The following is a 10,896-nucleotide window of genomic DNA, read 5'->3' as shown; positions in this document are numbered from 1 at the left end:
CCCCGGGATCGCTTCCTGCCTCTTACTCGGCGTTGCGGTCGCGCAGACCGTCGGTACCGAGATCGCCAAACTGCAGGAAGTCGAAGTCCGCGTCCTCCTCGCCCATCAGGCCCGGATAGTCATCGACCATCTTGGCCCCGTCCAGAGGCAGCTGCTCACCGTAGTGGCAAGTGGCGCACTGGACCTTGGCGATGTCACCGGTCGGCCCCAGGCGAACCTCGGGTTGACCAGCCTCCAGCGGCTCGATCCAGTTGGCGTTGATATCACGCGTCATCCGGATGCCGTGCCAGGAGATCTCCCGCTCCTCCGGGCTCTCGTCCCACTGCCCCAGCCGGCCGGTGTTGTGGCAGGTGGTGCAGTTGGAGCCGGTTGCAGCGGACATGTGCATCATGAGGCTGTAGGAAGCCTCGGTGTCCTGGAGCGAGACGTCCCACTCATCGAGGTGGGGCAGGATCGTGTCGCCCTCGACCCGCAGATCGTCGTGCCCGAGCAGGTACCGCTCGAACGCATTCCGCGGAAGCGAGGTGTACTCGGTCTTCTCGCTGGCCAGGTTCTGCATCATGGTGTTGCCGAGGCCGGCCATGTTCACATCCGGAGTCGGCTCGGCGAACCAGCTCTCCTCCGGCAGGTTCTCGCCACGGTGACACGTGTAGCAGGTCACACCCGTGTCATCCATGTGGCTGTCCCAGTTGGCGTTCACATACCGGTTCATCTCGATCATCTGACGAGAGACCTGGTACGTGTACAGCTCCTCGCTGGCGAAATCGTTGCCATCGTGGCAGTAGGTGCAACCCTCGTCCGGCGACACCCAGTCGGTCATGCTCTGCATGAGCCGGGTGAACTCCGCCACGCTCAGGTCGTCGAGCACCTCCACGTTCTGGTAGATCTCGCCGGCGCGGGGCCCTTCAGCCGAGACCGGATCCGCGGCCTCCGGCGCCAGATGGAGGTCATCGTCCCGCAGCCGCGGGTTGTTGACCTCCTCCATGCCGGTGCCACGGTAGCCCTTCTGCTCGGTATCTACCGGCGGACGCTCACACCCGACGACGACTGCGAGACCGGCGGACAGGGCACCAACTGCCAAGGATCGGTTCAGATACATTTTACTGCTCATCACTCCGTCCCCCCTGCTGCCGGATCCACTGCCGGTGTGAAGAACTCCGGATACTCGGGGGCGATGCCGTGGTGGACACCCCACAGGTACCAGTTCTCGACCACGGTGCCGGTCAGCAGGATACCGATGCCACCCGTAATCACGCAGAGGATGGCGAACCAGTAACCCCACCGGTGGATGGACTCCATCGTAGCGTTGAAGCCCATGGTCCAGCGCCAGAACAGCGCCGAACGCTCCGCAGCGGTACCGCGGTCGGTGATCTGCTCGATCTCGCGCTCCGCGTTGTAGCGACCCGCCGCCAGGATGGTGGCGCCGTGCATCGCGAACAGCAGAGCCGAACCGAACAGGAACACGATCGACAGCATGTGGAACGGGTTGTAGTACAGGTTGCCGTACCGCAGCGAGAACGCCGTGGTCCAGTCCAGGTGCGGGAAGATGCCGAACGGCACACTCTTCGCCCAGCTGCCCATCAGCACCGGCCAGATGAAGCCGATCGCCAGGAACAGGAAGATCGCTGCAGCGAAGGCCCAGGCCACGTGGGTGCCGAGCCCGAGCGCCCGTGCCCGGTTGTAGGTCCGCGCGAACCAGAGCAGGACCGACAGGGTCAGCGTGAACCCGGCGATCAGCCACCACCCGCCATCATTGAGCGGCGGGAGGCTCAGGCCGTACTCCGGCGGCGGCGGCTCCAGGGCCACCCAGAAGAACTGACGGATGAACTCGAGCGGGCTCCAGTCCACCGACGCCAGCATGTTCATGCCGATGATGACGATGGACACGATGCCGAAGAGGATCGACATCACACCGGTCGTGCCGAGATAGATCGGACCGACCTGGGCGTCGCCGATCTTCCCGAGCAGCCAAGAGTGCGTCGCTCCCTTGGTCCGGGGCCAATCCGCGGCTGGGAGCTCGACGCCCGGATCCGTCGGGCCCCGGACCTGAACGCGGGTAAAGATGTTCTGATACTCAGCCATTTCTGATTACCCCCCCCAGGACCAGATCGGGACGTTGAGCCACCAGTTCCACCACTCGGGCCAACCGCGGGTCCAGAACGGGCCGCTGATGATGATGCACACCGCGCTCCAGAAGCCCGCATTCAGGGCCAGGAACAGGCCGAGGCGGTGGATGCCCAGGCTGCCGATGGAGTAGCCGATGACGTCACGGAAGAAGGTGTTCTCATGCTCCGCGGTCTTAACCGGCTCACCCTTCTTGGGGTTGGTGACCGAGAGGATCAGGCCACCGTGCAGCGCCAGGGCCAGGGTGGTCGTGAAGAAGAACGTGACGGCCAGCATGTGGGCCGGGTTGTAGTGGAAGTGGAGGTATTGATACCCCACGTTCGACACCCAATCCAGGTGGCTCAGGATCCCGTACGGGAACCCGTGGCCCCAGGCGCCCATCAGCAGCGGCCGGAAGACCACCAGCGTCGCGTAGGCGAGGATCGCGACCGCGAACGCCACCGGCACGTGATACCCCATGCCGAGCTTCTTGGAGATCTCCGCCTGCCGCAGGGCCCAGGTGATGAACGCGCCCAGAGCGCAGACGGTGATGATCTGCCAGAGGCCGCCCTCCATCATGGGCGCAAGGGCCAGCCCGTAGCTAAGGTCGGGCGGGGCGATCGAGATCTGCCACAGATTGAAGGTGTCTTGGGAAGCACCGTAGATAATCAGGACGGTGCCAAGGACCGCGAAGATCGCCGTAAGCACCCCGAAGATGCCCACGTAGAACGGCCCAATCCAAAAGTCAAACAAGTCCCCTCCGAGGAGTGTACCTCCTCGGACACGATATTTTTTTTCAAAGTCGAGCATCGCCATGGCTGGGTCCTCACATCACGGGCAACACGGCGCCTCAGGGATCCCGAAGCCTTCGGCGAGCGACCGCCCCGGGTGTGAAGCACACCGGGGCGGTCCTCCCGAAGAGCCGGGGGCTCGGGTGCTTAGACCTCCCGCTGCTGCGGCATGACCGCAGCATCGGCGACCTCGGCAGCCGACTCGGCGTCGCCGTAGGGGTTACCCTGGAGCCAGTTGAAGTTCTCCGTGCTCAGGAGGATGAAGTGAATAAGCAGAGCCAGGACGGCCATGCCCACGTGGGCCAGAACCACCGTACGGCGATAGTCGAGGATCTTCCACATTCTCCACATGATTACGTCTCCTTAAGCAGCGATGGGCGCGATGGACTGAACAGCGGCGGTGACGGCGTTGGCACCCTCGATCAGAGCGGCACCGAAGCCCTCGTCACCCGGGATCCACGGACGCCAGGCCCAGGCCAGGATGTGCGCCACAACGGCAACACCGATGTAGACGGTGAAGGCCTGAGAGAACATCGCGTGAAACTCTTTGGCTTCCTCGTCGCTAACGTTCCGCATCTCGTCAGCCATAATTACTTCCTCCGTTCGACTTTTCGCCTGCGCCGCGCGCCCCCGCGCGGCTCGGGTTGGTCACCACGCTTTGGTGGTGCTTTTTTCCCGACCGAGGATGGATCCTCGATCAGAAAAATCGGTTATTCGTTCTCTCTTCCCCTGCGAGCTGCGGCCCAATGCCGCGCATCAGCTCATGAAGGCAAAGGGGACCGAGGTCTGCGCCGCCGCGCGTGCCTCGGCGATTACCGACTGCCGCTCGCCCTTTTGCTGCGCAGCACGCCAGCGTGCCGGGACGAGACGGGCCAGAAGAGCGCCGACCAGAAAGACCGCGAAGCTGACGGCCATCAGCAGGCGGTACTGCGCCTCTTCCTTGCGGCGGGCTCGCGCTGAGTTCGGCCGTGCTTTGACTGCGTGTGCCATCGGAGTGCCTCCTCTCGTCGAACTCTCCGCTGCGCCTCTACCCGTCTATAACAAAGCACAACGCGTAAGGCTTCAACGGGATAGCGCGCTTTCGCCGCGCCCTTTTCGTGCTTTAGTTGCCGCGCCCCGGACCCGACCCTGGCAGCACGTCGCTGCAGCTCTTGACCCGGGCTGCGGTGACTCGAGTCTCGCCGGCCTCCTTGGCCCGCTGTTCCGCTGCATCGCGCAACCGCTTGGTGGCCGAGATGCGGACCAGCATCGGTTGCTCCTGAACCCAGCGGTCAAGTATCGCTCGAGCCTCTTCGTCCCAGGTCAGGGTCTCGGAGGCCTCGGCCGGGGCGGCTTCGGATTCGGCTGCGACATTCTGCGCCGTTTTTTCCGGTTGCACGCCGCGGGCCAGAGTGGCCTCCACCTGATCCATTTCCGTACCCAACGGCAGGATATGGAACAGGGCGTCGAAGAGCGCGTTACAAACCTCCTGCACGATGTAACAGGATCCACCGTACCCCATGAACGGGGTCCCCGTGTGGCGGCGTATGACCGCACCGGGGAAGGAGGCGGGGATATATCTGGCGTGTCCTCCTACTTCCGCAAGATACATCCGCTCGTTGTAGCTTCCGAAAAGCACGAGTGGCGGATTGCCGCGGATCGCGGCACGAATGGCGTCGTTATCGATCTTGACGCCGGGCGCCCGAGAGAAGGCGAAATTGCAGGGCATCCCCAGGTCATTTTCAAGAAATTTCCGAATGCCCAGCGAATGGGTTTGTGCTGCAACGATCCCGAAACTGGCCGTGGCGTAAAAATCCTGTGTGACAGAACGCCACAAATCCCAGAGCGGTTTTAGTGTGGTGTGTTTCTCTTTTTCGATAAACGGCTCCGGATCGAGCCCGAGCTGCTCGCCGAGGGCGTGCAGGAATCGCGTCGTACTGTGCAGGCCGACCGGCGCCTGCAGATAGGGCCGTCCGAGCGCCTCGCAGAGCCCGCGCCCATACTCCCGGTACATGCAGATGTTGACGTCAGCATCCACCAGCCGCGGGATCTGATCCACGTGGCAACCAAGAGGAAAGACCAGATTGACTTCCGCGCCGATGCCCTCGACCAGCCGGCGGATCTCGGCCAGGTCCGAGGGCATATTGAACATCCCGTAGGCCGGGCCGATGATGTTGACCCGCGGCGGCGCGCCGGCCTCCCGTTCGCGCGGACGCGGCGCGCGCCCGCGGCGCATGCCGAACTGCTCCCAGAGCCAGCGCAGCGCCCGATCCGAGGCCTGCCACTGATCCTCGTCGATGGTTCTCGGCAGGAAACGGCGTATCCCGGTGCCTTCAGGCGTCACGCCGCCGCCGATCATCTCGGCAATGGAACCGGTTACGACGACAGTCGGCTGCTGGGGATCGAGGGTGCCGTGGGCCCGCTTCATGGCGCCCTCGGTGCCCTCTCGGTTGAGCTCTTCCTCGGAGAGGCCGGTGACGACCACCGGGAGTTCGTCCGGCGGCAGGGCGTCGGTGTAGTGCAAAACGGCGGTCACCGGCAGGTTCTCGCACCCGACCGGGCCATCGATGATCACCTGCAGGCCCTTGACGGCCGTGAACGCGTACACCGCCCCCCAGTATCCGCCAGCACGATCAAGATCGGGGATGAGCATCAGCGTCCCTCCCCACAACGCCCGACGCCGCCCGCCTTGATCTCAACCCGCGGCGGGATCTGCGGCGATTCGCTCCACACGCCGCCGGTCTCGCCCGTACCCACGCCGGCGAAGAATGCGTTCATGGCGTCAAAGCGCTCCTTGTTCCCGATCGCGGCGTTGATAACCTGAGCCAGCGCCCCTGGCCCCGACGGCCCCATCAACGGTCGCGCAGAGATCAGATTGGTGAAGTACAGGCCGGGAATGGCCTGCTCCTTGGCGTGCTGGACCACGGGTGTGGTGCCGATGGCCAAATCGGGCTGGTGCTCGTCCACCGCCGCGGTATCGTCCTCCAGCGTCGCCCGGAAACGCACTGGGATCCCTCGCGCCTCGAGCCACTCGCGATCCGGATCCGACCACCGCGTCTGACCCACGGCCGTGCCCACGTAGCGCACGTCCGCGCCACATTCGACGAGCAGCCGGGCAACCAGCAGCTCGGAGCCCTCGTATCCGGAGACCGTAATCCGGCCGTGCACCGGCGCAGCCGCGATGGCCTCTTCGATGGCGGGAAGCGCAGCCGATTTCGCCGTGTCGATCTCGGCACGCCCGACGTCGCAGGCCGCTCCGACCGCCTCGAGCCAGGCTGCGGTGCCATCCCGTCCGACGGGGGCCGAGGGCACCAGCGCCCGCCCCGCTGCTTCGAACTCCGCCAGCGACGCCGTATAGAACGGGTGGATTGCGGCAGCCGCGCGGCAATCGAGGGCCGCGTAAAGCTCGCGCCACTCGCGCGTCGGCACCACCTGCCCCGCCGCCAGGCCCATGGGCTCGAGCAAACGGCTGATACTGACCGGATCGCCCGGGAACATCTCGCCGAGCAGCGCCACCGTGGGCAGATCGCCCCGGCCACTTCGCGGCGCCGCCACAGGGCCCTGTTCGGCCTCCTGCCGGGCGTAACGCAGCATGGCGGCCGCCAGCTTGTCCTTGGCCTCGGCATGAGTGGGCACGCCGAAACCGGGCACCTCCAGCGGCACCACGCGGACACCGTTGATCGCCTCGGGCAACAGCCGCAGGGGCACGCCGGAGGCCGTCGGCACGCAGAGGTTGATGACCACGATGGCGTCGTAGCGCGCCGGGTCGGCAAGGTCGTACACCGCCTGGTGGACGTCTTCGAACAGCCCCCCGGTCACCAGCGACTCGGAGTCGAAGGGCACGTAGCCAACGCTGCGCCGGGCACCATAGAAGTGCGAAGTGAAGGTCAGCCCGTAGACGCAGCAAGCCGAACCCGCCACCACGGTGGCGGTGCGGCGCATGCGCAGCCCCACGCGCAACGACCCGAAGGCCGGGCACATGGTCTGGGGTTGATCATGGGGTCCCGCTCGATCGTTCATGGCCCTTACTCCGGGGTCTGGCTCAGGTATCGTCGTAGACGATCTCCAGGGATGGCTTCCTGGTCGCCCCCTGCGGGCACATGTCCTCCGGAGTGGCCGGCACGAGTTCGACCTCGCCGCCGACCTCGTCACTCTTGAACAGCCCGAGCAGTTGGTCGTGACTCAGGGGTTGAGGCATGACCGGCGGGGCACCGGCGATGTTCTGCGCCAGCTGCCCGAACAGGTCTCCCCAGGGACCACCCGGGTAGCCGATGATCTCGTAGTTGGCGCTCTTGCGCCGGATCTCGTCGTCCGCGGGGATGCTCGAGAGCACCGGTATCTCAGCCTGCTCGGCGAGTGCCTGCGCCTCGCCGGTACCGTCATCCTTGTTCACCACCAGCCCGGCGACGCCGACACTCCCGCCCAGGCGGCTGAAATACTCCACCGCCGAGCAGACGTTGTTGACGACGTAGAGCGACTGTAGATCGTTCGCCCCCACCAGGATGACCTTCTGGCACAGGTCACGCGCGATGGGCAGGCCAAACCCGCCACAGACCACGTCGCCGAGGAAATCGAGCAGGACGTAATCGAAGTCCCAGTCGTGGAACCCCAGGTTCTCCAGGATCTCGAACCCGTGGATGATCCCGCGTCCACCACAGCCGCGGCCCACCTCCGGGCCGCCGAGCTCCATGGCGAAGACCCCATCGCGCTTGAAGCAGACGTCGCCGATGCTCAACGTCTCGCCGGCGGCCTTCTTGCGCGAGGAGGTATCGATGATCGTGGGGCAGGCCCGCCCGCCAAAGAGCAGCGAGGTGGTATCGCTTTTGGGGTCGCAGCCGATGAGCAGGACCTTCTTGCCCTGTTGCGCCATCATGTAGGAGAGGTTGGAGAGCGTGAAGCTCTTGCCGATGCCGCCCTTGCCGTAGATGGCGATGATCTGGGTCTCTTTCGCCGGCTGCTCGCTGCTCATCAGCTGTTTCTCCAGTCGAGGACCATCTTGAGACAGTCGGGATCACCGAAGGCGATCCGGTAGGCCGATGCCGCCTCGGCGGCATCGAGGCAGTGCGTAATCAGACCGTCGAGGCTGAGCGCCCCTGACTCGATCTGCCGCGTTACGGCCTGCAGATCGTCCCGCTGCCACTCGGCCGCCACACGCAGCCGGGCCTCACGCATGAAGGCCGACGGGAACGCGAACGACAGGCGCTCGCTGTAGAAACCGGCCAGCACCACCTCACCTCCGTGCGCCAGCCGCCCGATCAGGGTATCGAGGAGCGCGGCATCGCCACTGACATCGCAGATGCGCGCGTAGTCGTGGCGCTCATCGCTGTCCGGTTCCAGCACCGTGTAGCCGTCGGCACCGGTTCGCCGGTCCTCGTTGGTCTCCCAGACCGTCGGAGGATGGCCGAGCGACACCCCGATGCGCGCTATCAGCCGGCCCAGCACACCGTGGCCGATCACCAGATCCGGGGGTGCCTCGGCCACCGCGTGCCACGCCGTAGCGGCCAGGGCCAACAACACGCCACGCTCGCCGAGGCCATCCGGCAACGGGATGACCCGCTCGCCGGAGACCACCAGGCGCGAGGCGGCCCCGCCGAACAACCCGCTGACCTCCCGGTAGCAGCGGGCGCCGGGGACGAACACGGCCTCGCCCTCCTGCCGCCCCGACTCGGCCCCGGCCGCGATGACCCGGCCCACGGACTCGTAGCCGGGAACCAGCGGGTAGGCCAGCCCCGGAAACTGGGGCATGGTGCCCTTCCAGAGCAGGCGCTCGGTGCCGGTGCTGATCCCGCTGAAGTCGATATCGACCACGACGTCCCCCGGCCCGGGGTCCGTCAAGGCCACATCCTGAAGGGCGAGGCGCTCAGGGGCCTCGAAAAGGACCGCACGAGCCGAGTACGGGCCGCCGGACGGCCCACCCGGATCGGCATTCGATACAGGGCTTGGGTCAGACATGGTGTCAGCCTAACTTGACTTCCCCGTGTGTCAAGCTGGTCGATCACCGGGATAGGCTGCGGCTTTTAGCCGCAATTACACGGGCCTGCAGCGGATTGCAGCCTGGCAATAACCGGATCTGCTCAAACCCGGCCCCCTCGAGAAGCCCGCGGTTTTCGGCCACGGTTCGGGGCCGCCCACGCCCCATCGCGAAAAGGTAGATCCCGAAGTAGGCACCGCCCACCCGCTCGGCCCCCGGTGTCCCCGACATCGGCTCGGCCACCAGGACCGTGGTTCCGGGGCGCAGGCTGCGGTGCAGGTTCTTTAGCAGCCGGGCTGCCTCTTCATCGTCGTGATCGTGCAGGATGCGCACGAGCGAGACCACATCCGCATCGGCGGGCAGAGCGTCCCGGAAGAAGTCGGCCCCCGCGGCGGTCAGGCGTTCTTCAAGGCCTGCCTCGGCGATACGGGCACGGGCGCGTTCGGCTACGGCGGGGAGATCGATCACCTGCCCATGCACGTGGGGCCATCGACGGGCAGCGGCGATCAGGAAGGCCCCCTCGCCCCCGCCCACATCCATCAACCTCCGGTGCCGGCGCAGCGGATAGGCATCGAGCACCTCGGTGGCCACCATCGGCTGCGAGGCAGCCATCAGCCCGCTGTAGCCATCCACCTCGCTGCCCGTCAGCGCGTCCGGCGACTGGTTGCCGGCATAGGCCCAATAACGCCCGAGGGCGGTCTCGCCACGCTCGCCCTGCAGCAGCGCCAGCGGATCCTGAAGATCCTCGTAAAGCAGGGCGTGGTGATCGACCATGGCGCGGATGCCCGGCGCGGCCACCAGCACGGCCCCCAGGTCACCGAGACCGTACCGCCCTGCGCTGCGAGACTCTGCCAAGCGCAAGGCCTCGGCTGCCTCGAGCAACCGTTGCCCCGCCATCTCCGGCAGCCCGAGGCGGTTCAGCAGACGCTCCCGGGGCTGCGCCCCCTCGTTGAGCAGATCCAGCAGGCCGCTGCGCACGCTGGCCAGAACGACCTGCGAGTAGATGAACCCGGCACACAGGTCGAACAGCTCGCTGGAGCGCCGTCGGGCGATTGGCCGGGTCAGCGGGAAGCGTGCCGCCAGCCGATGGAAACGGGGGCTGGCCAGCAGGCGGTCTCGCCAGTCATGCAGGCGATCCCGCCATCGGCTGTCTCGCCAGCTACGGATCACGCCGCGCTGCGGCCCAGCGTCTTGGGCAGGACCCGCTCCATCTCTTCGAGGATACCGGCGCGCAGCTGCTCGGCACCGGCGCAGTCCGGAACCGCGTCGACCGCCTCCTGCACCAGCCGATCCAGACGCTCCTTGGCCCCCTCAAGGCCGTGCTCCGAGACCGCGTTAGCCAGGCCGTGGGACGAGTCCTGGCCGGTGGGCTTGCCGAGTTCATCCTCGGCCCCGACAGCGTCACGCAGGTCATCGGCGACCTGATACGCCTCGCCCAACCGCTCGCCTACCGTCCGCCACCGATCGGCCTGCTCCTCGGCGCCGGCGGCGATGGCTCCGGCAACGGTGGCAGCCGCGAACAGCGAGCCGGTCTTGGCCTGGTGATACTCCGCCACCGGGATTTCCGGCTCGGACTCCCAGGCCTGCCCGGCCGTAATGCCGTAGGGCATACCGGTTGCCCGGGTCACCGTGGCCAGCAGGGCACCGGCCCGCTGCGGGGCCTGGGGCACCTGCAGCGCCAACGTCTCCAACGCGTGGACGATGAGCGCATCGCCGGCCAGTACAGCCAAGCGCTCGCCGTAGGCGGCGTGCACCGACGGCTGCCCGCGACGCGTCGCCGCATCGTCGAAGCACGGCAGATCGTCGTGGACCAGCGAGGCACAGTGCATCAACTCGATAGCGATGGCCGCCGCGTCGGCCAGCTCGGGGTGATCATCGCCACAGGCCGCAGCGACGGTCAGGCACAGGCGCGGCCGGACGCGGGCGCCGCCGGCAAATACGGCATGATGCACGGCATGCGCCAGCTGTGGCGGGGCCGGGGCAGCCGTTGCCCGGGCCACTGCGGCCTCCAGGGCGCTTTCGATTCTTTTGCTTGGTTCCATGTAGCCCCCT

General features: G+C 66.4%; 12 protein-coding genes. All 12 read right to left on the bottom strand.

The annotated features are described in order from the left end of the window. Positions 1-22: 22 nt before the first annotated feature. The 12 genes from pufC to LRF89_RS07510 all read right to left on the bottom strand — a co-directional run bounded on the left by pufC (position 23) and on the right by LRF89_RS07510 (position 10,886). On the bottom strand, positions 23-1,111 hold the full coding sequence (pufC, locus tag LRF89_RS07565; protein WP_201242205.1) for a photosynthetic reaction center cytochrome PufC: 1,089 nt from the start codon (positions 1,109-1,111) through the stop codon (positions 23-25). Continuing rightward, on the bottom strand, positions 1,111-2,082 hold the full coding sequence (gene pufM / locus LRF89_RS07560) for a photosynthetic reaction center subunit M (RefSeq protein WP_201242204.1): 972 nt from the start codon (positions 2,080-2,082) through the stop codon (positions 1,111-1,113). The genes pufC and pufM overlap by 1 nt, the downstream gene beginning before the upstream one ends. Positions 2,083-2,088: 6 nt before the next feature. Next, a complete protein-coding gene (gene pufL / locus LRF89_RS07555; RefSeq protein ID WP_201242203.1) occupies positions 2,089-2,919 on the bottom strand; it encodes a photosynthetic reaction center subunit L in 831 nt (276 codons plus the stop codon). A gap of 122 nt (positions 2,920-3,041) precedes the next feature. Continuing rightward, complete coding sequence (gene pufA / locus LRF89_RS07550; RefSeq protein WP_201170958.1) at positions 3,042-3,245, bottom strand: light-harvesting antenna LH1, alpha subunit; 204 nt, start codon at positions 3,243-3,245, stop codon at positions 3,042-3,044. Between the two features lie 12 nt (positions 3,246-3,257). Continuing rightward, the gene (gene pufB / locus LRF89_RS07545) at positions 3,258-3,482 is read right to left on the bottom strand and encodes a light-harvesting antenna LH1, beta subunit (protein ID WP_201170961.1); all 225 of its coding nucleotides are present in this window, start codon (positions 3,480-3,482) and stop codon (positions 3,258-3,260) included. Positions 3,483-3,650: 168 nt separating this feature from the next. Further along, entirely contained in the window at positions 3,651-3,884 is a 234-nt protein-coding gene (locus tag LRF89_RS07540) for a hypothetical protein (RefSeq protein WP_238632474.1), read from the bottom strand. Between the two features lie 112 nt (positions 3,885-3,996). Next, positions 3,997-5,526, bottom strand: coding sequence for a chlorophyllide a reductase subunit Z (gene bchZ, locus LRF89_RS07535; RefSeq protein WP_238636852.1), 1,530 nt, complete (start codon positions 5,524-5,526; stop codon positions 3,997-3,999). After that, positions 5,526-6,893: a chlorophyllide a reductase subunit Y gene (bchY, locus tag LRF89_RS07530; protein ID WP_201170984.1), complete on the bottom strand. Its 1,368-nt coding sequence runs from the start codon at positions 6,891-6,893 to the stop codon at positions 5,526-5,528. Before bchY ends, bchZ begins: the two co-directional genes overlap by 1 nt. Before the next feature lie 22 nt (positions 6,894-6,915). Next, entirely contained in the window at positions 6,916-7,842 is a 927-nt protein-coding gene (locus LRF89_RS07525) for a chlorophyllide a reductase iron protein subunit X (RefSeq protein WP_238634397.1), read from the bottom strand. Then, a complete protein-coding gene (bchC, locus tag LRF89_RS07520) occupies positions 7,842-8,825 on the bottom strand; it encodes a chlorophyll synthesis pathway protein BchC (protein WP_201242201.1) in 984 nt (327 codons plus the stop codon). Before bchC ends, LRF89_RS07525 begins: the two co-directional genes overlap by 1 nt. A 43-nt stretch (positions 8,826-8,868) precedes the next feature. Next, the gene (locus LRF89_RS07515; RefSeq protein WP_238634398.1) at positions 8,869-10,014 is read right to left on the bottom strand and encodes an acetylserotonin O-methyltransferase; all 1,146 of its coding nucleotides are present in this window, start codon (positions 10,012-10,014) and stop codon (positions 8,869-8,871) included. Further along, positions 10,011-10,886: a polyprenyl synthetase family protein gene (locus tag LRF89_RS07510; protein WP_238632477.1), complete on the bottom strand. Its 876-nt coding sequence runs from the start codon at positions 10,884-10,886 to the stop codon at positions 10,011-10,013. The genes LRF89_RS07515 and LRF89_RS07510 overlap by 4 nt, the downstream gene beginning before the upstream one ends. Positions 10,887-10,896: the final 10 nt, after the last annotated feature.

It is taken from the genome of Halorhodospira sp. 9621, from assembly GCF_022228055.1.
Taxonomy (GTDB): Bacteria; Pseudomonadota; Gammaproteobacteria; order Nitrococcales; family Halorhodospiraceae; genus Halorhodospira; species Halorhodospira halophila_A.
This window is presented reverse-complemented; position numbering and strand designations above follow the sequence as displayed.

Coding starts and splice junctions, on each gene's coding strand:
- bchC (WP_201242201.1), bottom strand. CDS start 8,825: ATGTCTGACCCAAGCCCTGTATCGAATGCCGATCCGGGTGGGCCGTCC.
- bchZ (WP_238636852.1), bottom strand. CDS start 5,526: ATGCTCATCCCCGATCTTGATCGTGCTGGCGGATACTGGGGGGCGGTG.
- bchY (WP_201170984.1), bottom strand. CDS start 6,893: ATGAACGATCGAGCGGGACCCCATGATCAACCCCAGACCATGTGCCCG.
- pufC (WP_201242205.1), bottom strand. CDS start 1,111: ATGAGCAGTAAAATGTATCTGAACCGATCCTTGGCAGTTGGTGCCCTG.
- pufA (WP_201170958.1), bottom strand. CDS start 3,245: ATGTGGAGAATGTGGAAGATCCTCGACTATCGCCGTACGGTGGTTCTG.
- LRF89_RS07540 (WP_238632474.1), bottom strand. CDS start 3,884: ATGGCACACGCAGTCAAAGCACGGCCGAACTCAGCGCGAGCCCGCCGC.
- pufM (WP_201242204.1), bottom strand. CDS start 2,082: ATGGCTGAGTATCAGAACATCTTTACCCGCGTTCAGGTCCGGGGCCCG.
- pufB (WP_201170961.1), bottom strand. CDS start 3,482: ATGGCTGACGAGATGCGGAACGTTAGCGACGAGGAAGCCAAAGAGTTT.
- LRF89_RS07525 (WP_238634397.1), bottom strand. CDS start 7,842: ATGAGCAGCGAGCAGCCGGCGAAAGAGACCCAGATCATCGCCATCTAC.
- pufL (WP_201242203.1), bottom strand. CDS start 2,919: ATGGCGATGCTCGACTTTGAAAAAAAATATCGTGTCCGAGGAGGTACA.
- LRF89_RS07510 (WP_238632477.1), bottom strand. CDS start 10,886: ATGGAACCAAGCAAAAGAATCGAAAGCGCCCTGGAGGCCGCAGTGGCC.